Raw genomic sequence first — 23,817 nt, 5'->3', positions numbered from 1 at the left:
CAGTTCACAACCCCTGTGCGCCAGTCGGACGGGGCTCGCAGAGGTGGATCGGGGCGCCTCAGCCCGCTCTGAGGGCCATGGTCATCGCCTCCACCGCCAGCAGCGGTGCCACATTGCGGTCGAGGGCGTCGCGGCAGGCGGCGATCGCCTCGATGCGGCGGAGGGTGGCCTCCGGGGAGCTGTCGCGGGCGAGTCGCTCCAGGGCGTCCTCGGCGTCCGCGTTGGCGATGGCCACGCGTGAGCCGAGCTGGAGGGCGAGGACGTCCCGGTAGAAGGCGGTGAGGTCGGTCAGGGCGAGGTCGAGGCTGTCGCGCTGCGTGCGCGTTCTGCGGCGCTTCTGCTTGTCCTCCAGGTCCTTCATCACGCCTGCGGTGCCGCGCGGCATGCGACCGCCCTGGGCGGCGCCGAGGGCGGCCTTCAGCTCCTCGGTCTCCTTGGCGTCCGTCTCCTCCGCGAGCTGCTTGGCGTCCTCGGCGGCCGCGTCGACGAGCTCCTGGGCCGCCTTGAGCGCTCCGCCGATGTCCCCGACCCGCTGGGGCAGCCTCAGCACGGCGGCGCGGCGCTCGCGCGCGGCCGGGTCGGTGGCCAGCCGGCGTGCCCGGTCGACATGGCCCTGCGTGGCGCGGGCCGCCGCGGCGGCGACGTCCGGCTCGACGCCCTCACGGCGTACGAGCATGTCGGCGACCGCGTCGACCCGCGGCGTGCTCAGGTTCAGGTGGCGGCAGCGGGAGCGGATGGTCGGCAGGACGTCCTCGATGGAGGGGGCGCACAGCAGCCAGACCGTGCGTGGGGCCGGTTCCTCCACGGCCTTGAGGACGGCGTTGGCCGACTTCTCGTTCAGCCGCTCGGCGTCCTCGACGAGGATGATCTGCCAGCGGCCGTTCGCCGGTGAGGTGAACGACTTGCGGACGGTGTCGCGCATGTCGTCGGCGAGGATCTGCGTGCCGACCGCGGCGACGGTGGTGACGTCGGCGTGTGTGCCGACCAGGGCGGTGTGGCAGCCGTCGCAGAAGCCGCAGCCCGGGGCCCCGCCGAGGGCCCGGTCGGGGCTGACGCACTGCAGGGCCGCCGCGAACGCCCGCGCCGCCTGGTTCCGCCCGGCGCCGGGCGGGCCCGTGAACAGCCACGCGTGCGTCATCTTCGACGCCTCGGGCGGCGGGGTGTCGGCGGCGGCCGCGGTGACCAGGGCGTCGGCGTCCCGAGCGGCGGCGTCCAGCTGCTCGCTCACCCGCTCCTGCCCGACGAGGTCGTCCCACACGGTCATGGGTCACGCCGCCCTTTCCTCAGGTCCGCGTCTTGCGGACCGCACTGCCGCTGCGAGATCCATTGTGGGGGCGACCACTGACAATCGGGCCAGTGGCCGGGGGGCCGGGGCCGCTGAGGCCTCAGCGGCCCCGGCCCCTGCCCCGGCCCCCGCGGCCACGCCCCTCGTCCGGCTCGTCCTCGTGCGGGCCGAGCAGTTCGTCCGCCAGGGAGGGCAGGTCGTCCAGCGGCGTCTCCTCGGCCCAGTCGGACCGCCGGCGGGGCCTCCCCTCGGCGTCCACCTGGGGCAGCTCACGCGTCCGGTCCTCGGTCCCGTCGGGGCGGGCGGCCGGGGCGTCGTCGCGGAAGTAGCCGGGCGGGAAGCGGTCCGCCGGTTCGTCACCGCGGCCCTCGTCCCCGCGGCCGTCGCCCCCGCGCACCGGCGGCAGGACGGCCGTTTCCTCGGCGTCCCCCGGCCGGACCGGAGGCAGCACGGCCGTCTCGTCCGCCGCCCCGGGCGGAAACGCGGGCAGCACCTCGGTCCTGTCGTCCGCATCGGTCACGTCGCCCGCGTCGTCCGCGTCAGGGCGGACCGGCGGCAGAACCGCCGTCTCCTCCCCCGCACCCGGCGGGACCGGCGGCTTCGGCAGCTCGGCGGTCCGCTCGGCCTCGGAGGTGCCCGAGGACCGGCCCGGGGCGTCCTCCGGCGACACCACCGGTGTCGGGACGGTCGCCGCGTCCGGAGTGGCCGACGGGCGGGACGAACGCCGCGCACCGGATTCCGGAGTGGTGCTCTTCGGCCCGGCCTCCGCCGCCGCGGCCGCCGCCTCCGCCAGACGCCGCGCCTCCTCGGCCCGCAGCAGGGCGTCCTCGGCCTTTCGCTGCTTCTCCAGGCGGAGCGCCTCGGCCTCGGCCCGCAGCCGGGCCTCCTCCGCCTGCCGTTCGGCCTCGCGCCGCTGCGCCTCCTCCAGCTCGCGCCGCTTGCGCTCCTTCTCCTCGGCGCGCAGCTTCGCCAGCTGCTCCTGGCGCTCGCGCTCCAGGCGCTCCTCCTCGGCCTTGCGGGCGGCCTCTTCCTCGGCCTTGCGGCGGGCCTCCTCCTCGGCCTTCTTCCGCGCCTCTTCCTGGGCCTTGATCTCGGCCTCGGAGAGCGGCAGCACCTGGTCGAGCCGGTGCCGGATGACGGTCGTGACGGCCTCGGGCTCCTGGCCGGCGTCCACCACGAGGTACCGCCCGGCGTCGGCCGCGGCCAGGGTCAGGAAACCGGCCCGGACGCGCGCGTGGAACTCGGCGGGCTCCGACTCCAGCCGGTCCGGCGCCTCCGTGAACCGTTCGCGCGCGGTCTCCGGCGCGACGTCCAGCAGGACGGTCAGGTGCGGCACGAGCCCGTTGGTGGCCCAGCGGTTGATGCGGGCGATCTCGGTCGGCGACAGGTCACGGCCCGCGCCCTGGTAGGCGACGGACGAGTCGATGTACCGGTCGGAGATGACGACCGCGCCGCGCTCCAGGGCGGGCCGTACGACGGTGTCGATGTGCTCGGCCCGGTCGGCCGCGTACAGCAGCGCCTCCGCGCGGTGCGACAGCCCCGCGCTCGACACGTCCAGCAGGATCGACCGCAGTCGCTTGCCCACCGGTGTGGCCCCCGGCTCGCGCGTCAGCACGACCTCGTGGCCCTTGCCGCGGATCCACTCGGCGAGCGCCTCGGCCTGCGTGGACTTCCCGGCCCCGTCGCCGCCCTCCAGGGCGATGAAGAAGCCGGTGCTCGCGGGCGCCTGGTCCGGGTCGTCGCCGCGCAGCAGCGCGTCCCGCAGGTCCTGGCGCAGCGGCACGCCGGAACGGTCGTCGACCTTGGCCAGCACCAGTGCGGCCACCGGCAGCAGCAGGGCGCCGGCCAGCATCAGCGTGAAGGCCGCGCCGCCGTGCGCGAAGACGAACTTGCCGCTCTCCAGCCGGTGCGGCCCGATCCCCGCCGCGACCAGCGGGGCGATCACCGCGCCGAGCGCCACGCTGACCCGGACGACCGCGTGCAGGTGCTCGGTCGTACGGGACCGCCGGTACTCCTCGGTCTCCTGGTCGAGCAGGGTGTGCCCGATGTTGGCGGCTGTGCCCGCGCCGACGCCGGCCAGCGCGAGGATCAGCAGCACGGTGGTGACGTCCGGGACGAGCCCGCCGGCCAGCAGCGCGACGCCGGTGAAGGCGATCGTCAGCGCGAGCAGCCGGCGGCGCGAGAAGGCGGGCAGCAGGGCGGGCGCCGTACGGATGCCGATGACGACACCGCCGGTCAGCGCGCCCACGAACAGCCCGTACAGCACCGGGCCACCGCCCAGGTCCTTGGCGTGCAGCACGGCCACGGCGACGGCGGCCGACACCGCCGCGGCGACGGCCGCGCACGCCAGCACCAGCAGCGGCATCGCGCCGGTGCGGCCCTTCTCGGCGCCGGTGGTGGTCTTCGGGCGGCGCAGTCCCTCGAGCGGCGACCGGGCGCGCGGGGTGCGCGTGCCGGGCAGTTCCAGGAAGGTCAGTACGGACAGGGACGCGGCGAACAGTCCCGCGGCGACGTACGAGGCGAGGGCCGCCTGGTGCTGGCCGAACCAGTCGATGCCGGCGCCCAGGAGGTTGTTGAACAGGGAGGCGATGACGAGGACGGCGGCCGCGAGCGGGATCGCGACGAAGCCGGTGCGCAGCGACAGGCGGCGCAGGGCGTCCATGTGGTCGGGCAGCGGCCGGACCGTCGCGCCCTCCGGCGGCGGAGCGGGCAGCAGGGCGGGGGCCGCGCTCTCGCGGCACACCGTCCAGAACCGCTCGGCGACGCCGGTGACGAAGGCCGTGACGAGGAGGACGGCCAGCGCGTTCTCAGGCGTCCAGTCGATCCACAGCGGCGCGACGATCAGCAGCGCCGCGCGCAGTCCGTCCGCGCCGACCATGGTCCAGCGGCGGTCGAGCGGGCCGTCCTGCGAGGTGAGCGCCGTGAGCGGGCCGAGGAGCACGGCGCCGAAGAGGAGCGTCGCCAGGATGCGCACTCCGAAAACGGTCGCCACTGCGAATGCCACGCCCCGGTAGCCGCCCCCGAAGGAGCCCTCGGCGACGGACGCCTGGAGAGCGAGGAGGACCAGCACGAGAAGGGACAGGGTGTCGCCCACGCCGCCCACGAGCTGTGCGCTCCACAACCGCTTCAACTGCGGACGGCGCAGCAGGGCGCGGACGGCACGCTCGCGGGAGTCCGCGACCAGGGCGTCGTCGGGGGCCGGCTGAGGGGCCGTAGGGTGCTCGGCTCGCGTCATGCATTCAGCCTATCGGGAGCCACCGACACACTGGGGAGCACGGCCTGGCATGTCCACGCTCCGACATCGAAGTGTTGCCGGGGCGTTCGCTTTCCGAACCCTGGGCGAAGACCCGGGCCTTGGCGGCCCGGGTTCCGACCAGGTTCTGAACGGACCTCAGTCCTCCGTCGACTTCGAGGCGGTCGCCGTCTTGGCGGCCGTCTTCTTCGCCGTCGTGGTCTTCTTCGCGGTCGTCTTCTTCGCGGCGGTGGTCTTCTTCGCCGCGGTCTTCTTGGCCGTCGTCTTCTTCGCGGGCGCCTTCTTGGCCGCCTTCTTCGCGGTCTTCTTCGCCGGCCCCTTCGCCCGCTTCTCGGCGAGCAGTTCGAAGCCGCGCTCCGGGGTGATCTCCTCGACGCTGTCGCCGGAGCGCAGGGTCGCGTTGGTCTCGCCGTCGGTGACGTACGGCCCGAAGCGGCCGTCCTTGACGACGACCGGCTTCTCGCTCACCGGGTCGGTGCCGAGCTCCTTCAGCGGCGGCTTGGCGGCGGCCCGGCCACGCTGCTTGGGCTGGGCGTAGATCGCCAGCGCCTCCTCCAGCGTGATCGTGAAGAGCTGTTCCTCGGCCTGGAGGGAGCGCGAGTCCGTGCCCTTCTTCAGGTACGGGCCGTAGCGGCCGTTCTGCGCGGTGATCTCCTGGCCCTCGGCGTCGGCGCCGACCACACGGGGCAGCGACATCAGCTTCAGGGCGTCGTCGAGGGTGACCGTGTCCAGGGACATGGTCTTGAAGAGGGACGCCGTGCGCGGCTTGACCGCGTTCTTGCCCGTCTTCGGGGTGCCCTCGGGGAGGACCTCCGTCACGTACGGGCCGTAGCGGCCGTCCTTGGCGACGATGGTGTGGCCGGTGGCGGGGTCGGTGCCCAGCTCGTAGTCGCCGCTCGGCTTGGCGAGCAGTTCCTCCGCGAGGTCGACGGTCAGCTCGTCGGGCGCCAGGTCGGCCGGGATGTCGGCGCGCTGGTGCTGCTCGGTGTCCTTCTCGCCGCGCTCGATGTACGGCCCGTAGCGGCCGACCCGCAGCACGATGTCGTTGGCCACCGGGAACGAGGACACCTCACGCGCGTCGATCGCGCCCAGGTCGGTCACCAGCTCCTTGAGGCCGCCGAGGTGGTCCCCGTCGCCGTTGCCGGCGTCGGCCGCGGCGCTGCTGACCCCCGCGGCGAAGCCGCTGTCAGGCCCTGTTTCGCCGAAGTAGAACCGCTTCAGCCACGGCACGGACTGCGCCTCACCGCGGGCGATGCGGTCGAGGTCGTCCTCCATCTTGGCGGTGAAGTCGTAGTCGACGAGCCGCCCGAAGTGCTTCTCCAGGAGGTTGACCACGGCGAAGGACAGGAAGGACGGCACCAGGGCCGTGCCCTTCTTGAACACGTAGCCGCGGTCGAGGATCGTGCCGATGATCGACGCGTACGTCGACGGGCGGCCGATCTCGCGCTCTTCCAGCTCCTTGACCAGGGAGGCCTCGGTGTAGCGGGCCGGGGGCTTGGTGGCGTGCCCGTCGACCGTGATCTCCTCGGCGCTCAGGGCGTCGCCCTCGGAGACCTGGGGCAGCCGGCGCTCGCGGTCGTCGAGCTCGGCGTTCGGGTCGTCGGCGCCTTCGACGTAGGCCTTGAGGAAGCCGTGGAAGGTGATCGTCTTGCCGGACGCGCTGAACTCGACGTCCCGGCCGTCGGCCGCCGTGCCGCCGATCTTCACCGTGACGCTGTTGCCGGTCGCGTCCTTCATCTGGGAGGCGACGGTCCGCTTCCAGATCAGCTCGTACAGCTTGAACTGGTCACCGGTCAGTCCGGTCTCGGCGGGAGTGCGGAAACGATCACCCGAGGGGCGGATCGCCTCGTGGGCCTCCTGCGCGTTCTTGACCTTCCCGGCGTACGTCCTCGGCTGCGGCGGCAGGTAGTCGGCGCCGTACAGCTGCGTGACCTGGGCGCGGGCGGCGGCGACCGCCGTGTCGCTCAGGGTCGTGGAGTCCGTACGCATGTACGTGATGTAGCCGTTCTCGTACAGCTTCTGCGCGATCTGCATCGTGGCCTTCGCGCCGAAGCCGAGCTTGCGGCTGGCCTCCTGCTGCAGCGTCGTCGTACGGAACGGGGCGTACGGCGAGCGGCGGTAGGGCTTGGACTCGACGGACCGGACGGCGAACCGCGTCTGCTCCAGGGCGGCGGCCAGGGCACGGGCGTTCGCCTCGTCGAGGTGGAGGGTGTTCGCGCTCTTCAGTTGTCCCAGGGAGTCGAAGTCGCGCCCCTGCGCGACCCGCCTGCCGTCGACGGTCTGCAGGCGCGCGACCAGCGACGACGGGTCCGACGGGTCTCCCGCGCGGCCGGTCGCGAAGGTACCCGTCAGGTCCCAGTACTCAGCCGAACGAAAGGCGATGCGCTCGCGTTCCCGCTCCACGACAAGACGTGTGGCGACCGACTGGACACGGCCCGCGGACAGCCGCGGCATGACCTTCTTCCACAGGACCGGCGAGACCTCGTAGCCGTAGAGGCGGTCGAGGATGCGGCGGGTCTCCTGGGCGTCGACGAGCTTCTGGTTGAGCTGGCGCGGGTTGGCCACGGCGGCCTGGATCGCGGCCTCGGTGATCTCGTGGAAGACCATCCGCTTGACCGGGACCTTGGGCTTGAGCACCTCCTGGAGGTGCCAGGCGATGGCCTCGCCCTCGCGGTCCTCATCGGTGGCGAGGAAGAGCTCGTCGGATTCCTTCAGCAGGTCCTTGAGCTTCTTGACCTGGGCCTTCTTATCGGCGTTCACCACATAGATCGGCTGGAAGTCGTGTTCGACGTCCACACCGAGGCGGCGTACCTCGCCGGTGTACTTCTCCGGCACCTCGGCGGCGCCGTTGGGAAGGTCGCGGATGTGCCCGACGCTCGCCTCGACGGTGTATCCGGGGCCGAGATAGCCCTTGATCGTCTTCGCCTTGGCAGGCGACTCGACGATCACGAGTCGGCGGCCGCCCTTCGCGGTCTCGCTGGTCGGGGACAACTTCGCTCTTCTCTCCGGTCGACGCTGGGGCCTCCCCAGGGGTTCGTCCCGGGGCTGGGTCGTGGTGACGCTGCGGAGTGTGACGGTACAGCCCGCCCCCGTGTCAAACGGGAAAAGCCCGCAACGGCCACTCGAACGGTAACCCGACTACCACCATTCCTGCCGCCCGGAGTACCGGGAGCAGGCCCGGCCCTGTGCGGAGCGCGACCCCCCGGTTACCGGCCGGGACGTCGCCGACGCGGGCTTCAGAGGCGTGTGAAGCACCATGTCGCGGCCGCCAGGGCGAGCACTCCGGCGACGCTCGCGAGGGTCGCCGAAGCGACGGGCCGGACCCCCACGGCGACCGGCCGGTGCCGGCGCACGCACGACACGGTCCACGCCAGCAGCCCGCCTCCGAACAGGGAGAACACCGTCCCTGCGAAGATCGCCGGTTCGCTCTCCATGACCCGCCGTGCCCCTTTTCCGCCGTGGGCGTCTCCCCGGCTTCGGGAGGCTGCCACGTGCGGGCGGCGGGCAGGCGAACCGGAGGTGAACGACCGGGCGACACGATCGCGGACCGGGGACGTCCGGCCCCTCACGGACCGTTCTGGACGAGGTGTTCAAATCGACTCGAATTTGTTGGCGAGCTTCCTCGGAGACGCCCCGGCCGCCCCCTCATGAGCCCCTCAGCGGGCCGCCTCCAGGAACCCCTGCTCGACCAGAAGCCGGATCTGCGCCGGTGTGCGGTCGCGCAGCAGGACCGGGTCCTCGCCGACGAGCTGGGCGATGGCGTCCAGGATGACGCCGGCGCTCATGGTGCCGTCGCACACACCCGCGAAGCCCGCGGCGACGGTGTCCACCCGGGTGGCCCGGCGCATGCCCCGGTTCTGGCGCAGCACGACATGCTCGGGGTCCTCCGCGCCGGGCAGCCCGACCTGCTCCTGCACGACCTCGGCGGCGAGCCGGAAGCGTCCCGCGAGCAGGGCGGCGTCGTCGTGCTCGCGCAGGTAGTCGAGCCGGTCGAAGTGGGCCCGGATGGTGTCGCCGAGCGGCTGCTCCACCGGATGCGGCCACTCCTCCACCGTGACGGAGGGCACGGCAGCGCCCGTCCTGCGCAGGGTGATCCAGCCGAAGCCGACGGCCTTCACCTTGCGCGCCTCGAACTCGTCGAGCCATGCGTCGTACCGCGCCTGGTACTCCGCCGCGTCCTCGCGGTGGTCACCCGCGTCGCGCAGCCACAGCTCGGCGTACTGGTTGATGTCCTGCACCTCGCGCTGCACGATCCAGGCGTCGCAGCCGCGCGGCACCCATGACCGGAGCCGCTCCTGCCAGTCCTCCCCTTCCACGTGCTGCCAGTTGGCGAGGAACTGCGCGAACCCGCCCTCGTTCAGCCGCTCCCCCGCCTCCTGAACGAGCGTGCGGCACAGATCGTCCCCGCCCATGCCGCCGTCGCGGTAGGTGAGCCGGGCACCGGGCGAGATCACGAACGGCGGGTTGGAGACGATCAGGTCGTACGTCTCGTCGTCCCGGACCGGATCGAAGAGGGAGCCCTCGCGCAGATCGGCGGCCGGGGCACCGGACAGCGCCAGTGTGAGGGCGGTGATGTGCAGCGCACGCGGGTTGAGGTCGGTGGCCGTCACGCGCGTGGCGTGCCGGGCGGCGTGCAGCGCCTGGACACCGGAGCCGGTGCCGAGGTCGAGCGCGGCGGCGACGGGCCTGCGGACGGTGATGCCGGCGAGTGTCGTCGAGGCACCGCCGACTCCCAGGACGACTCCCTCGTCCCGTCGGCCGATCCCACCGGCGCCGCCGACCGCGCAGCCCAGGTCGGACACGATGAACCAGTCCTCGCCGTCGGGCCCGCCGTAGGGCCGGACGTCGACCGTGGCGGCGAGATCGTCCCCGCCGCCACGCGTCAGCCAGCCGCTCTCCAGGCAGGCGTCGACGGGCAGCACGTCCGCCAGGCGTGCGTGCGGCACGGGTTGCTGGAGGAGGAACAGCCGGACGAGCAGCTCCAGCGGAGTGTCCCCGCGGGTCGCCCGGAGCGCGGGCACGGTCTCGCTCCGGGCCAGCGCCGCGTACGCGGGGGCGCCGAGCAGTTCGAGCAGTCCGTCGGCGGTGAAGGAGGCCCCGAGCAGGGCGTCCCTCAGCCGGGCGGCGACTTCGGGGCGGTCGGAGGAGGGCAGCGGGGGCAGGGGTGACTGGCTGGCGTTACTCACGCCCCCCATTGTGGCCGCCGGTGCGGGTATCGCACGTGGCCGTGCCCGGTCGCGTGCACGCCTGCCTGCCGGGCCCAGCAGCCCACCTCGACTCACAGCGCCACTCGCGGCTCACGGCGGCCACTCCCGGCTCACGGCGGCCGCACTCGGCACACGGCGGCCGCCCTCGGCCCAAGACAGGCGCCTGCGGCTCACGGCAGTTACCTGCGGCTCACGGCAGCAACCCGACCCACAGCAGCAACCCCACAGCCCAGCAGTCACAGCCGGCACCAGCCGAAACCAGCCGGGCCTTCACCGAGCCGGCGCGGCCGCCGCCCCCGTTCAGCCCTGCGTGGAGGCCGGAGCTGTCGCCGCCTTGCAGCTGGACTGGCGGGACATCGCCTGGCCGACCTCGCCCTCCTCCAGGGTCCGGAGCGCGTCGTTCCCGCTCTTGCCCAGCTTGTCGAGCTCGGTGGCGATGTCCTTGAGGCCGTCGGCGAACTTGCCCTGGTCCTTGGTGTCGAGGTCGTCGACCTGCTTCTTCAGGGAGGCGTACGCGGCGGAGATCGAGTTGAGTTCCTTGACCGCGTCCTGCTGCTTCTTCTCGCCGTTCTCGACGTCCGGCGGCCCGGCCTTGGTCACCGCGGACCCGATGGCCTTGTAGGCGTCGGACATGTCCTGGAAGGCCTTCGCGTCGGTCTTCTGGACGTCGTCCGGCTTGCTGTTGTCCGAGGTCTCCTTCTGGATCGAGGCATTGGCCGACTCGATCTTCTTGGCCTGCGGCTGCACCGCGTCGCAGACCTCCTTGGCCCAGGAGTCCAGCTTCTCGTTGTCGTCGCCGCCACACCCCGACAGCGCCAGTACCAGTACCGCACCGCCGGACAGTGCGGCCGCGAGCTTCTTGTTCACCGGTTTGGTCCCTTCCATGGCTCTCGGCCCCGGAACATACACGCCAGATGCACGACAGCCCCACGCCGGGAGTCCATTAAGACCTTTTCGTAACCTTTTGCACCAAGCGAGAGAAGGCTCACGGTGTTGATCGCGTGACGGCACAGAGCGGGCGGGCGACACGCCAACGCGCGCCGCCCGCCCGCACCTTGAGCTGGGGCTCGGAGACCTCCCTACGAAACCACCGCCGGATCGGCCGACTTGGGCTCCGACTCGGCGTTGTCTTCGTCACCCATCGCGATTCCGCGCCGCTTTGACACGTACACCGCGCCGGCGATCACGACGAACGCGAGCGCCGCGATCAGGATCCGCACCCCGACGCTCTTGTCGGCGCCGTAGGAGAACTTGATCACCGCGGGCGCGATGAGCAGCGACACCAGGTTCATGACCTTCAGCAGCGGGTTGATCGCGGGACCGGCGGTGTCCTTGAAGGGGTCGCCGACGGTGTCGCCGATCACGGTCGCCGCGTGGGCCTCACTGCCCTTGCCTCCGTGGTGGCCGTCCTCGACGAGCTTCTTGGCGTTGTCCCAGGCGCCACCGGAGTTGGCCAGGAACACCGCCATCAGCGTGCCCGCACCGATCGCGCCCGCCAGGAACGCGCCGAGCGGACCGACACCGAGCGTGAACCCGATGAAGATGGGCGCCATCACGGCGAGCAGACCCGGCGTGGCGAGCTCCCGCAACGCGTCCTTGGTGCAGATGTCGACGACCTTGCCGTACTCCGGGGTCTCGCTGTAGTCCATGATCCCGGGTTTCTCGCGGAACTGCCGCCGCACCTCGAAGACCACGGAACCCGCGGACCGCGACACGGCGTTGATCGCCAGCCCCGAGAAGAGGAAGACGACCGCCGCGCCCGCGACGAGGCCCACGAGGTTGTTGGGCTGCGAGATGTCCATCATCAGGCTCATCGGGGCACCGTCCCCGCTGAGCTTCTCGCCGACGTCCCGCGCGCCGGTGAAGATCGCGTCGCGGTACGACCCGAACAGCGCCGCCGCCGCGAGCACGGCCGTGGCGATCGCGATGCCCTTGGTGATCGCCTTGGTGGTGTTGCCGACCGCGTCCAGGTTGGTGAGCACCTGCGCGCCCGCGCCCTGGACGTCGCCGGACATCTCCGCGATGCCCTGCGCGTTGTCGGAGACCGGCCCGAAGGTGTCCATCGCGACGATCACCCCGACCGTGGTGAGCAGACCGGTGCCGGCCAGTGCCACCGCGAACAGCGCCAGCATGATCGACGTACCGCCGAGCAGGAACGCCCCGTACACGCCGAGGCCGATCAACAGGGCGGTGTAGACGGCGGATTCCAGGCCGACGGAGATACCGGCGAGGACGACGGTGGCCGGACCGGTCAGCGAGGTCTTGCCGATGTCCCTGACCGGCCGTCGGGTGGTCTCGGTGAAGTAGCCGGTCAGTTGCTGGATCAACGCGGCGAGCACGATGCCGATGGCGACCGCGACGAGGGCGAGGATCCGCGGGTCGCCGTCCTTGCCCTGGATCGCGGCGTCGGTGACACCGTCGAGCTCGGAGTACTTCCCCGGCAGGTAGACGAAGACCGCCACCGCCACCAGCACCAGCGAGATCGCCGCTGAGATGAAGAACCCGCGGTTGATGGCGCTCATGCCACTGCGGTCGGTGTACCTGGGCGCCACGGCGAAGATGCCGATCATCGCCGTGATCACACCGATCGCCGGCACGAGCAGCGGGAAGCCGAGCCCGGCGTCGCCGAAGGCCGCCGAGCCCAGGATCAGCGCCGCGACCAGGGTCACGGCGTAGGACTCGAAGAGGTCGGCCGCCATGCCCGCGCAGTCGCCGACGTTGTCGCCCACATTGTCGGCGATGGTCGCGGCATTGCGCGGATCGTCCTCCGGAATGCCCTGTTCGACCTTGCCGACCAGGTCGGCGCCGACGTCGGCGGCCTTGGTGAAGATGCCGCCGCCGACACGCATGAACATCGCGATCAGCGCGGCTCCGAGGCCGAAGCCCTCGAGCACCTTCGGCGCGTCGGCCGCGTACACCAGCACCACACAGGAGGCACCCAGCAGGCCGAGGCCCACGGTGAACATGCCGACCACACCGCCCGTGCGAAACGCGATCTTCATCGCTTTGTGCGAGACGGCGGTCAGGTCCTTTTCCGGCTCGCCTTCCGCCGGGGTGGCTTCACGCGCCGCCGCGGCGACACGCACATTACTGCGTACGGCGAGCCACATGCCGATATAGCCCGTGGCCGCCGAGAACGCCGCTCCGATCAGGAAGAACACCGAACGTCCGGCCCGCTGATTCCAGTCGTCCGCGGGAAGCAGCAGGAGCAGGAAGAAGACGACCACGGCGAATACGCCGAGCGTGCGCAGCTGACGTGCCAGATAGGCGTTCGCGCCTTCCTGGACCGCCGCCGCGATCTTCTTCATGCTGTCGGTGCCCTCGCCGGCCGCGAGTACCTGGCGTACCAGGACGCCCGCGACCACGAGCGCCGCCAGGGCGACGACCGCGATGACCGCGATGAGTACGCGGTTGCCATCGGTCAGTACGGCGGCTGCGAGGTCTGTGGGATGGCCCGACTGTTGTGAGATGGAAAGCCCCGCCATTCGTCCTCCTTGACGCTTGGGCTGAGCTCAAGATGTGGACGGGATTCTAGGTACCGGAACCTGATCAAAACAGAGCGCGATAAACGGAATTAGCCTGCTGAAGTAATGCCCTGAAAGCATTCTCGATCGGCCGTGGAGCACACGAATGATCGTGAACGAATTCACGCGATGAACAGCACAGCACCCACTGTAAAGGCGGGCACCGACAACCGCACATGACGAAGGGCCCCACGGGTGGGGCCCTTCGTCGGAAACGCTGTGGGTGGTGGCCGGTCAGACCAGGATGGTCGGCGGCGGTGTGGTCGGCCAGGTCATCTTGATCGAACCGCCGTGTTCTCCCGCACTGACCTCGACGTCGTCGACGAGCCCGCTGATGACCGCGAGGCCCATCTCGTCCTCCTCGGCTTCACTGTCGGGGTCGCCGGGCCCGGCGCCGTCGGCGCGCTCTCCCGGGACCGCGTGCGGCGCCTCGTCGCCGACCTCGATGGAGAACTGCTTCTCCTCCTCGATCAGCAGCACCTTCACCGGTGCCGAGATCCCGCCGGTCTGATGCAGTCCGACGGCCCGGGTGCAGGCCTCGCCGACGGCGAGCCTGACCTCGTCGAGGACGGCCTCGTCCACTCCGGCCCTGCGCGCCACCGCTGCCGCCACCAGCCGGGCGGTCCTGACGTGCTCGGGCAGCGCGCTGAAGCGGAGCTCAACGGTGGCCATGCATCCCCCTCGCAACTACGGGCGTGCTGTCGAGGGGCTCCGGGCCGCCGAAAGCCCGGGCCCCCTCGGTCTTCACTTCTGCCGAACTCTTGCCGCACATCGGCCGACCCGGGCGCGAGGGCCCGGGTCCGGTGGTCAGTCGGTCGCCGCCACCGCTTCCTCGACCGAGGTGTGAATCGGGAACACCTTGGTGAGGCCGGTGATGCGGAAGATCTTCAGAATGCGCTCCTGGTTGCAGACCAGGCGCAGGGAGCCCTCATGGGCCCGCACGCGCTTCAGGCCGCCGACCAGTACGCCGAGTCCGGTGGAGTCGAGGAAGTCCACGCCCTCCATGTCGACGACAAGGTGGAAACTGCCGTCGTTCACCAGCTCGACCAACTGCTCGCGCAGCTTGGGCGCGGTATATACGTCGATTTCGCCACCGACCCTGACGATCGTGCGATCGCCCATGGTTTCGGTCGACAGGGACAGGTCCACGGATCCTCCAGCACCTTGCTATCGAGCGGTCGCCCTCGGGGCATCTCGGCTTCAGCCCTTGGACGCTTCGCCAGCCGCGATGGCATTCAATCACTTACCGGCAGGCGTGCACGACGCCTTGGCTCCATTGTCCGTCACTCCAGTGACACACTCGGTGCCGATGGCCAAGAATCACCGATCCGATCGACGCCCGGCGGACCCCGTCTCCCGACCCGCGCCGGGCGCGGTCCTGGACCGGCTCGCATCCGGCCCGAGCAGGGCTTCGCGCATTACTCATACGGAGCACTTGCCCCCGCGCGAGGGTCGGCATGCCGTCTGGCCGGACCGGATCCGCGCCGAGGTGGTGGCCGCCGTGCGGTCCGCGGGAATCGAAGATCCCTGGGCCCACCAGGCACGCGCGGCCGAGCACGCCCTGGACGGCGAATCGGTCGTCGTGGCCACCGGCACGGCCTCCGGCAAGTCCCTCGCCTATCTCGTGCCGGTCCTGTCCACTCTTCTGGAGGGCGCCGAGGCCCCCAGCGGACGGGGCGCGACGGCCCTCTACCTGGCCCCGACCAAGGCCCTTGCGGCGGATCAGTGCCGCTCCGTGAAGGAATTTTCACATCCGTTGGGCCATTCGGTGCGCGCGGCCGTGTACGACGGCGACACGGCGTTCGAGGAACGCGAGTGGATCCGCCAGTACGCCAACTACGTCCTGACCAACCCGGACATGCTGCACCGCGGCATCCTGCCGTCCCATCCGCGCTGGTCCTCCTTCCTGAAGTCACTGCGGTACGTCGTCATCGACGAGTGCCACACCTACCGCGGCGTCTTCGGATCGCACGTCGCCCAGGTGCTGCGCCGGCTGCGCCGCCTGTGTGCCCGCTACGGCTCCTCGCCCGTGTTCCTGCTGGCTTCCGCGACCGCCGCCGAACCCGCGACGGCCGCCGGCCGCCTCACCGGCGTGCCGGTGGTGGAGGTCGCCGACGACGCCTCCCCCCGCGGTGAACTGGTGTTCGCCCTGTGGGAGCCGCCGCTGACCGAGCTGCACGGCGAGAAGGGCGCTCCCGTCCGCCGCACGGCCACCGCCGAGGCCGCCGACCTGCTGACCGACCTCACGGTGCAGGGCGTGCGCTCGGTCGCCTTCGTACGGTCCCGGCGCGGAGCCGAGCTGATCTCCGTCATCTCCCAGGAGCGCCTGGCCGAGGTCGACCGGTCGCTGGTCCGGCGTGTCGCGGCGTACCGGGGCGGATATCTCCCGGAGGAGCGCCGCGCGCTCGAACGCGCCCTCCATTCGGGTGAACTGCTGGGCCTCGCCGCGACGAACGCCCTCGAACTCGGCATCGACATCTCCGGCCTCGACGCGGTCGTCATCGCCGGCTACCCGGGCACGCGCGCCTCGCTGTGGCAGCAGGCGGGCCGGGCCGGACGCTCGGGGCAGGGCGCCCTCGCCGTCCTGGTCGCCCGCGACGACCCGCTGGACACCTTCCTCGTCCATCACCCCGAGGCCCTGTTCGACCAGCCCGTCGAGTCGACCGTCCTCGACCCCGACAACCCCTACGTGCTGGCCCCGCACCTGTGCGCGGCCGCGGCGGAGCTGCCCCTGACGGACGAGGACCTCGACCTGTTCGGCCCGGCCTGCGAGGACCTGCTGCCCCAGCTGGAGGCCGCGAAGCTGCTGCGCCGCCGCACCAGGGCGTGGCACTGGACCCGCCGCGAGCGCGCCGCCGACCTGGCCGACATCCGGGGCGCGGGCGGACGCCCGGTCCAGGTGGTCGAGACCGGCACGGGCCGGCTGCTCGGCACGGTCGACGCGGGCGCCGCGCACTCGACGGTGCACGAGGGGGCCGTCCACCTCCACCAGGGCCGCACGTACCTGGTGCGGTCCCTGGACCTGGAGGACTCCGTCGCCCTCGTCGAGGAGGCCGCCCCGCCCTACTCCACGGTCGCCCGCGACACGACGTCGATCTCCGTCCTGGAGACGGACGTGGAGATCCCCTGGGGCGACGGACGCCTGTGCTACGGGTCCGTCGAGGTCACCAACCAGGTGGTCTCCTTCCTGCGCCGACGGCTCATCACCGGTGAAGTGCTGGGTGAGTCGAAGCTCGACCTCCCTCCTCGTACGCTGCGCACCCGGGCGGTGTGGTGGACCGTCACCGAGGACCAGCTGGACCGGGCGCGGATCAGCCCGGAGATCCTCGGCGGCTCCCTGCACGCCGCCGAGCACGCGTCGATCGGCCTGCTGCCCCTCTTCGCGACCTGTGACCGCTGGGACATCGGCGGCGTGTCGATCCCGCTCCACCCCGACACGCTCCTGCCCACGGTCTTCGTCTACGACGGCCACCCGGGCGGCGCGGGCTTCGCGGAGCGCGCCTTCCACACCGCCCGCACCTGGCTGACCGCCACTCGCGAGGCCATCGCCTCCTGTGAGTGCGACGCCGGCTGCCCGTCCTGCATCCAGTCCCCCAAGTGCGGCAACGGCAACGACCCGCTGCACAAGAGGGGGGCGGTGCGGCTGCTCACGGTGCTGCTGGAAGGGGCGCCGGAGGAGAAGGAGTCAGCCGACGAGGCTACCGAGCGGGCGACGGGAGACCCGGCCGGTCCGTCGGAGGCCCCGCCCGTGCCCTGACCTGCGCCGTGAAGGGCCCCCGGCCCGACGCCGCCGTCACGTCCGAGATCTCACCGACGACCTCGCACCGCACCAGCCGCACGCCCTGTGCCGAGGCCACCCGGCCGGCCCGGGCACAGGCCGCCGGACCACCCTCGGCCCAGTGGTCCGCCGCCGCGAGCGCCGCGAGATCCGCACCGCCCGCCGCCCGGTGCCGGACCACGACGGCCTGCCCGAGCGCGAGGACGACGCCGAACACCACGCACAGCACGGCGATCGCCCCGACGCTCCAGACGGTGGCCGACCCCTGGTCGGAGGCGGCGCCCCTCCTGACTCGGCGTCGTATGCCCCGGTCCCGCACCTCGGCGCGCCGACTCATGTGCCCACCCCCACCGCCTCCTCCACCGACGCCACGGCCTCCTCGCGCACGGAGAACGGCAGCCCGTGCAGCACCGGCGGCTCGGCCACGACGACCACCCGGACGTGTTCCGCGCCCCGGCTGACGGTGACCTTCGCGCCGCGCGGTGCCGCCTCGCGGGTCAGCCGTACCACCGCGCCGGGTGGGTCCTGGCGGGCCGCCGCGCGGGCGCCGGTCCGTGCCGCGTCCACGCACTGGATCTGGGCGGCCACGACCAGCAGCCCCCAGACCAGCGCCATCGCGAACATCACCAGGACGGGCAGTACGACCGCCGACTCCGCGGTGACGAACCCCCGGTCCGCACCCCGCTCACATCCGCGCATTGAGGGCTTCCTGCACGATGCCCTGCAGCTCCGCGCCGACGGCACCGCTCGTGACCACCTTGTAGAGCACCACGGCGAACGCCACCGCCGCGACGATGCCCACCGCGTACTCGGAGGTGACCATCCCCGCGTCCCTCCGCGTCGCACGCATTCCGCACACCTGGGCACACAGCCGTGCCCGTACCGCCTGATACATCTCAACCCCCGTAGGAAAGAGTTCGAACTTCTGCTGGTCGTCGTTGACTTGTCTCGTCGGCCTCGTCGGCCTCGTCGGCCTCGTCGCCTTGTCGGCCCGTGTCCGCCCTCAGCCACCACCCCCTCCGAGCACCCCGCCCGCGAGCCCGATCACCACGGGCAGCACCCCGACCGCGATGAACGCCGGCAGGAAGCACAGCCCGACCGGTGCGCTGACCATGACGCCCGCTCGGCGTGCCCTGGCCGTCGCGGCGCGGCACCGGTCGGCGCGGGCCTCGGCGGCGATCCGTGCGACCGGCGTGGCGGCGGGCAGTCCGGACACACCGGCCCGTTCGAGCAGCCGGGCCAGGCCGTCGGCGCCCGGGACGGCGGCCAGCCTCCGCCAGGCGGACCCCGGTTCGCCGCCCAGCCGTACCTCCGCCGCGCCATGGACCAGCGCCTCGCCCACGGGGCCGCCCAGGGCCTCACCCACCGCTCGCGCCGCGATCACCGGGTCGGCTCCGGCGGCGACGCAGGCCGCCAGCAGGTCGGCGGCCAGGGGCAGTTGCCGTGCCGCCTCGGCGAGGTCGGGTGCCCGTGCGTCCGTGCCGGCAGCCTCCTGCCGCAGTCGCCACCGCCACATCCCCACCGCACCGGCCAGTCCCACCGCGACACCGGCGGGCCCGCCGACCAACGCCCAGCCGGCGCACGCCACGCCGACGGGAGGGAGCCACCTGCGCGCCGCACCCCGTAACGCGAGGCGCTGGACGGGGGCGGCTGCTTCCCGGGCCGACAGCCCGGCCAGCCTGCGTCGCAGCCTCCTACGACGTCGGGCCGCCATCAGCCACCGCACCGACCACCCGAGGCCCAGCAGCATCCCCACGGTCACCCCCAGCCTGTGGACAACTTCCCCGCTCATGCCACCTCCTCCGCGCCCCGCACGATCCGCAGCACCCACCACAGGCCGAGTCCCTCCAGCGCCCCGCCGGCCACCAGGCAGCCCAGGCCCGCCGTGGTGTGCAGCAGGACATGAAGGGGGTCGGCGCCCAGGGCCGTGCCGATGAGGAGCCCCAGGGCCGGGAGCCCGGCGAGCATCACCGCTGTCGTGCGGGCGCCCGCCAACTGGGCGCGCAGGTCCGAGCGTTGGTCCCGTTCGGCACGCAGGGCGGTGGTGAGCCGGTCCAGTCCGGCCGCGAGGCCCGCGCCTTGGTCCACGGCCACCCGCCAGCAGGCCGCGAGTCCCCGCAGCCCTTCCGCGCCCGGTTGCCGTGCGGCGGTCGCGAGCGCGCCCGGCACATCGCCGCCGAACCGGGCCGCCGCCAGCACCGTCGCCTGTGCGTCCGCGAGTCCGCCACAGTCCCGCGTGGCCCGCAGCAGAGCCTCGCCCGGCTGGCGACCGGCCCGCACCTCCCCGGCGAGCGCCCCGCACAGCGCGATCACCGCATCGGCCCGGCGCTCCCGGGTCCGGCGGGCCAGGCCGGCCAACCGGGCCCTCCGCACCAGCGGCAGCCCGGCCGCCCCCAGGACGGCCGGCAGCACCGACGCCCCGAGCACCGCGAGCACCAGCCCGGCCACCGGAGCCCACCACTCGGCCCGCAGCCGTCCACGGACGCGCCGCAGCCCGTCGGTCGTCCACCACCACCCGGGCGGCCCGCTCCCGACGGTCTGGCCGCCCGCGAGCAGCAAGCGCGCCCGCCGGGCCACCGAGTTCCGCTCACCCAGCAGCCAGGCCGCCGTCCCCATGCACACCACGGCCGCCCCCACCGACACCTCAGCCATCCCCGCCATCACTCGGCCCCCTCACAGTTCACTCCGCCACGCGGCCCCTCGGCCCCCGCCATCCAGCGCCCCCCGTCGCCGCCACCCGGCCGGTGCACGGCGCCGGTCTCCGCCCCGCTCCGGCTCGCTTCGTCGCGGAGCAGCCCCCGCAGCCGCTCCCACCCCCGCTCCCGTACGAAGGCTTCCGCTCCCCACCGCAGGGCCGGCACCGTCCGCACCAGCCCCGTCGGGTCCCGCTCCAGCACGTGCACCTCGGCGATCCGCCGCCGCCCGGCCCGGTCGCGCACGAGGTGAAGCACCACGGAGAGGGCGGCCGCCGCCTGGCTGTGCAGCGCGGCCCGGTCGAGCCCGGCGGCCGTGCCGAGCGCCTCCAGCCGGGCCGGTACGTCGGCGGCGGCATTGGCGTGCACGGTGCCGCAGCCGCCCTCGTGGCCGGTGTTCAACGCGGCCAGCAGATGCACCACTTCGGGTCCGCGCACCTCTCCCACGACCAGCCGGTCGGGCCGCATCCGCAGCGCCTGGCGCACCAGGTCCTCAAGGGTGACGAGGCCCGCTCCCTCCTGATTGGCGGGTCTGGTCTCCAGCCGCACGACATGCGGATGGTCGGGCCGCAGTTCCGCCGAGTCCTCGGCGAGCACGATCCGTTCCTCCGGTCCGACCAGCCCCAGCAGGGCGCTCAGGAGCGTCGTCTTGCCGGTGCCCGTGCCCCCGCTGACGAGGAAGGACAGCCGGGCGTCGAGCAGCGCGCGCAGCACCCGGTCACCGCCCGGCGGCACCGTGCCCGCCGCGACCAGCTCGCCGAGCGTGAAGGCCCGTGGCCGTACGACCCGCAGCGAGAGGCAGGCGCAGTCCACGGCCACCGGCGGCAGCACCGCGTGCAGCCGCGTCCCGTCGGGCAGCCGGGCGTCGGCCCAGGGGCGGGCGTCGTCGAGACGGCGCCCGGCCACCGCCGCGAGGCGCTGGGCGAGCCGTCGTACGGCCGCCGCGTCGGTGAAGCGCACCGACGTCAGTTCCAGGCCTCCGCCCCGGTCCACCCAGACCCGGTCCGGGGCCGAGACCAGCACGTCCGTCACCGACGGGTCGGCCAGCAGCGGCTCCAGCGGTCCGCTGCCGATCAGCTCGGACCGCAACTGCGATGCCGCTCCCAGGACTTCCGCGTCCCCGAGCACCCGGCCCTGCTCCCTCAGGGCCTGTGCCACACGCGCGGGTGTCGGCTCGGCGCCGCTCTCGGCGAGCCACCGCCGCACCCCGTCGAGCAGCCCGGCACCCTCGGGTCCGGCCGCCGTGCCCGCCGCCGCGCTCACGCGGCACCCGCCTCGACGAGCGCCCGCTCCCAGAACTGCCTGCAGAACCGGGCGAGCGGTCCGCGCGGGACGGCACCGGGAGGTGCCGTGCCCTCGTCCGGGCGCAACAACCCCGGCTCGACGGGCACTTCGCCGACCAGGGGGAGTCCCAGCAGCCGCGCCACCTCGCGTTCGTCGAGCCCCGGCGGGTACGGCCCACGGACCGCCACCCGCAGGTCGCGCAGCACCATGCCGACGGCGGACGCCACCCTCCCGGCGGCCGCGACGGCCCGCAGCTCGGCCGGCACCACGAGCACGCCGATGTCCAGCTGGGTGAGGATCTCCGCGACGCCGTCGTCGATGCGGCGCGGCAGGTCGACCACGACCGTGCCGCCCCGGCGCCGGGCCGCCGCGAGCACCGCGCGCACCGCATGCGGCGGCACGGCGATCCGGTCGCCCCGGTCCCAGCTGAGCACCCGCAGCGAGTGCAGCTCGGGCAGCGACTCCTCCAGGGCCCCGCCGCCGACCCGCCCGCGGGAGGACGCGAACGCGGGCCAGCGCAGTCCGTCGGCCGTTTCCCCGCCGAGGAGTACGTCCAGTCCGCCACCCAGCGGATCGGCGTCCACGAGGAGGGTGCGCAGTCCTTCCCGCGCGGAGGTGACGGCGAGCGCGCAGGCGAGCGTGGACGCTCCGGCCCCGCCCCGGCCGCCGATGACGCCCACGGTGAGGGCGGGCCGGCCGACGCCCTCGGCCACGTCGGCGATGCGGTCGACCAGCCACTGCTCGCCGTCGGGGAGCATCAGGACGTGCTCGGCGCCGATCTCGACGGCTCGCCGCCACACCCCGGAGTCGTCCTGGTCCTTGCCGACGAGGACGACTCCTCTTCTGCGGGCGGCCCCGCGTACCCGCAGTGCCGCGTCGTCGCCCACGAGGACCAGGGGCGCGGCCTCCCAGCTTCCTCTGCGCTCCGGCACCCCGTGGTGCACCTCGGGTGTCGCGCCCGCCGCCGCGCACAGGCGCAGCAGATCGTCGAGGAGTTCGCTGTCCTCGGTGACGATCAGCGGTCCGCCCTGCCGCCCTCCGGCGGCCGGCGGCGGATCGTGTGTCACGGTTCCGGCCACGGTCGTCCATCCCCCTTCGCTGCCTGACTCGCGCGGCCCTTGCGGCCCCGCGATTCCCAAACGTGGGAAGAGCCGACAAGACGGCCTCCCTATGAACGGCCGACACAATCCGGCCGAACGCCCCCGGCTATCGGAACCGGCCACGAACTCGCCGCGAGCGGGGTGCGCTGGAATCACGGTGCAGCGATCCCGGAAATCGTGTGGATCTTGGTGGATAACTGTGGACGTTCCGCTGGTTGTGAATATCGCCTTCACCCATACCGGTGACCCCCGCAGCCCCTCTGTGCGACTCCCGCAGAGCAGCCCGACAGCTACACACAGTCAACAATCATGAGCATGACAAAAGCCCTCGGAACACCCACGGGATCAGCGCTTCGGGCGCCTGAAGGAAGAAGAAAACCCACCCGGACATGCGACGACCCCCGCCGGGGGGGAGAGCGGGGGTCGTCCCCACGGCCGACTCGGGGGGGGAGGAGTCGGGCCGGGTTAGCACGGTCGCGAACGATCCGTGACTTCCATGGTGTACCCGAGAGCCCTCTCAGGCAAACCCACGCGCCCCACCTTACGCCGAATGGGCTGCCCCTATGCTCAGGGGCGTGGAAAACCACTCCTTGCCCCGCACAGCGGCCTTCTTTGACCTGGACAAGACGGTCATTGCGAAGTCGAGCACGCTCACGTTCAGCAAGTCGTTCTACCAAGGCGGTCTGATCAACCGCAGGGCCGTCTTGCGAACCGCATATGCCCAGTTCGTCTTCCTCGCCGGCGGCGCCGACCACGACCAGATGGAGCGCATGCGCTCGTATCTGTCCGCGCTGTGCCGCGGCTGGAACGTGCAGCAGGTCAAGGAGATCGTCGCCGAGACGCTGCACGACCTGATCGACCCGATCATCTACGACGAGGCCGCCTCCCTCATCGAGGAGCACCACACCGCCGGCCGCGACGTCGTGATCGTGTCCACGTCGGGCGCGGAGGTCGTCGAGCCGATCGGCGAGCTGCTCGGCGCGGACCGCGTGGTGGCGACCCGCATGGTCGTGGGCGACGACGGCTGCTTCACCGGCGAGGTGGAGTACTACGCGTACGGCCCGACCAAGGCCGAGGCCATCAGGGACCTGGCCGCGTCCGAGGGGTACGACCTCAGCCGCTGCTACGCCTACAGCGACTCGGCGACCGACGTGCCCATGCTGGAGACCGTCGGCCACCCCCACGCCGTGAACCCGGACCGTGCCCTGCGCCGCGAGGCACTCACGCGCGGGTGGCCGATCCTGGACTTCCACCGGCCGGTCCGGCTCAAGCAGCGCATTCCCTCGTTCTCCGTACCGCCGCGTCCGGCACTCGTCGCGGTCGCCGCGATAGGTGCCGCGGCGGCCACCGCCGGCCTCGTCTGGTACGCCAACCGACGCCGGACGACGGCCGCTTGACCCGCGACGACCCGAAGTCCTGATTGAACCCAAAAGTAAAGAAGCGCAGGGTGGACTTCCGCTTACTGCACGGCAGGAGTACAAAGGACTCAACGGCCCGCGAGACCAAGGACATCCGAGAGGATCACCTTCAATACGCATTCGGCCCCACGGACCGCGCATGAACACCGGGCACCCACGCGACGTCGACCCGTCGATTACGGGCCAGCCGCACCAGGTGACGGGCAAAGTTCCCGACCTGATGGGCATATACCGAGGACGCTTGGTAACCCGATGCTCATGCCAGCGGCGGTACG

18 protein-coding genes are annotated in these 23,817 nt (G+C 72.4%); 2 read left to right on the top strand and 16 right to left on the bottom strand.

Annotated features, from left to right (window positions below; all coding sequences use genetic code 11):
- Window positions 1-58: 58 nt before the first annotated feature.
- The 9 genes from ABZ016_RS11195 to bldG all read right to left on the bottom strand — a co-directional run bounded on the left by ABZ016_RS11195 (window position 59) and on the right by bldG (window position 14,418).
- Window positions 59-1,264 (bottom strand): DNA polymerase III subunit delta', encoded by a 1,206-nt coding sequence (locus tag ABZ016_RS11195; RefSeq protein ID WP_356916282.1) that lies wholly within the window; start codon window positions 1,262-1,264, stop codon window positions 59-61.
- A gap of 121 nt (window positions 1,265-1,385) precedes the next feature.
- Window positions 1,386-4,520, bottom strand: coding sequence for a dTMP kinase (gene tmk, locus ABZ016_RS11190; RefSeq protein WP_356916281.1), 3,135 nt, complete (start codon window positions 4,518-4,520; stop codon window positions 1,386-1,388).
- Between the two features lie 156 nt (window positions 4,521-4,676).
- Window positions 4,677-7,529 (bottom strand): type I DNA topoisomerase, encoded by a 2,853-nt coding sequence (gene topA, locus ABZ016_RS11185; protein ID WP_356916280.1) that lies wholly within the window; start codon window positions 7,527-7,529, stop codon window positions 4,677-4,679.
- 245 nt (window positions 7,530-7,774) lie between these two features.
- The gene (locus tag ABZ016_RS11180; protein WP_356916279.1) at window positions 7,775-7,972 is read right to left on the bottom strand and encodes a hypothetical protein; all 198 of its coding nucleotides are present in this window, start codon (window positions 7,970-7,972) and stop codon (window positions 7,775-7,777) included.
- Between the two features lie 222 nt (window positions 7,973-8,194).
- Complete coding sequence (locus tag ABZ016_RS11175; RefSeq protein ID WP_356916278.1) at window positions 8,195-9,733, bottom strand: class I SAM-dependent methyltransferase; 1,539 nt, start codon at window positions 9,731-9,733, stop codon at window positions 8,195-8,197.
- A 312-nt stretch (window positions 9,734-10,045) separates the two neighbouring features.
- Entirely contained in the window at window positions 10,046-10,630 is a 585-nt protein-coding gene (locus ABZ016_RS11170) for a small secreted protein (RefSeq protein WP_356916277.1), read from the bottom strand.
- Between the two features lie 194 nt (window positions 10,631-10,824).
- The gene (locus tag ABZ016_RS11165; protein ID WP_356916276.1) at window positions 10,825-13,230 is read right to left on the bottom strand and encodes a sodium-translocating pyrophosphatase; all 2,406 of its coding nucleotides are present in this window, start codon (window positions 13,228-13,230) and stop codon (window positions 10,825-10,827) included.
- A 273-nt stretch (window positions 13,231-13,503) separates the two neighbouring features.
- The gene (locus ABZ016_RS11160; RefSeq protein WP_356916275.1) at window positions 13,504-13,941 is read right to left on the bottom strand and encodes an ATP-binding protein; all 438 of its coding nucleotides are present in this window, start codon (window positions 13,939-13,941) and stop codon (window positions 13,504-13,506) included.
- Window positions 13,942-14,076: 135 nt separating this feature from the next.
- The gene (gene bldG, locus ABZ016_RS11155) at window positions 14,077-14,418 is read right to left on the bottom strand and encodes an anti-sigma factor antagonist BldG (RefSeq protein WP_003991900.1); all 342 of its coding nucleotides are present in this window, start codon (window positions 14,416-14,418) and stop codon (window positions 14,077-14,079) included.
- Between the two features lie 79 nt (window positions 14,419-14,497).
- Here bldG and ABZ016_RS11150 point away from each other — a divergent pair, with 79 nt between their 5' ends.
- Window positions 14,498-17,026 (top strand): DEAD/DEAH box helicase, encoded by a 2,529-nt coding sequence (locus tag ABZ016_RS11150; protein ID WP_356916274.1) that lies wholly within the window; start codon window positions 14,498-14,500, stop codon window positions 17,024-17,026.
- Here the strand turns inward: ABZ016_RS11150 and ABZ016_RS11145 are convergent.
- The 7 genes from ABZ016_RS11145 to ssd all read right to left on the bottom strand — a co-directional run bounded on the left by ABZ016_RS11145 (window position 16,968) and on the right by ssd (window position 22,103).
- On the bottom strand, window positions 16,968-17,384 hold the full coding sequence (locus ABZ016_RS11145; RefSeq protein ID WP_356916273.1) for an Rv3654c family TadE-like protein: 417 nt from the start codon (window positions 17,382-17,384) through the stop codon (window positions 16,968-16,970). The two genes, ABZ016_RS11150 and ABZ016_RS11145, sit on opposite strands and share 59 nt — an antisense overlap.
- Window positions 17,381-17,746 (bottom strand): TadE family type IV pilus minor pilin, encoded by a 366-nt coding sequence (locus ABZ016_RS11140; protein WP_356916272.1) that lies wholly within the window; start codon window positions 17,744-17,746, stop codon window positions 17,381-17,383. The genes ABZ016_RS11145 and ABZ016_RS11140 overlap by 4 nt, the downstream gene beginning before the upstream one ends.
- Complete coding sequence (locus tag ABZ016_RS11135) at window positions 17,733-17,942, bottom strand: DUF4244 domain-containing protein (protein WP_356916271.1); 210 nt, start codon at window positions 17,940-17,942, stop codon at window positions 17,733-17,735. The genes ABZ016_RS11140 and ABZ016_RS11135 overlap by 14 nt, the downstream gene beginning before the upstream one ends.
- Before the next feature lie 108 nt (window positions 17,943-18,050).
- Window positions 18,051-18,839, bottom strand: a complete 789-nt coding sequence (locus ABZ016_RS11130) for a type II secretion system F family protein (protein ID WP_356916270.1) — start codon at window positions 18,837-18,839, stop codon at window positions 18,051-18,053.
- Entirely contained in the window at window positions 18,836-19,708 is an 873-nt protein-coding gene (locus ABZ016_RS11125) for a type II secretion system F family protein (protein ID WP_356916269.1), read from the bottom strand. Before ABZ016_RS11125 ends, ABZ016_RS11130 begins: the two co-directional genes overlap by 4 nt.
- Window positions 19,708-21,003 (bottom strand): TadA family conjugal transfer-associated ATPase, encoded by a 1,296-nt coding sequence (locus ABZ016_RS11120; RefSeq protein WP_356916268.1) that lies wholly within the window; start codon window positions 21,001-21,003, stop codon window positions 19,708-19,710. The genes ABZ016_RS11125 and ABZ016_RS11120 overlap by 1 nt, the downstream gene beginning before the upstream one ends.
- Window positions 21,000-22,103, bottom strand: coding sequence for a septum site-determining protein Ssd (ssd, locus tag ABZ016_RS11115; protein WP_356916267.1), 1,104 nt, complete (start codon window positions 22,101-22,103; stop codon window positions 21,000-21,002). Before ssd ends, ABZ016_RS11120 begins: the two co-directional genes overlap by 4 nt.
- Before the next feature lie 584 nt (window positions 22,104-22,687).
- Here ssd and ABZ016_RS11110 point away from each other — a divergent pair.
- Window positions 22,688-23,521, top strand: a complete 834-nt coding sequence (locus tag ABZ016_RS11110) for an HAD-IB family hydrolase (RefSeq protein WP_356916266.1) — start codon at window positions 22,688-22,690, stop codon at window positions 23,519-23,521.
- Window positions 23,522-23,817 lie beyond the last annotated feature (296 nt).

Source organism: Streptomyces sp. NPDC006372 (genome assembly GCF_040612515.1).
Taxonomy (GTDB): domain Bacteria; phylum Actinomycetota; class Actinomycetes; order Streptomycetales; family Streptomycetaceae; genus Streptomyces.
This window is presented reverse-complemented; position numbering and strand designations above follow the sequence as displayed.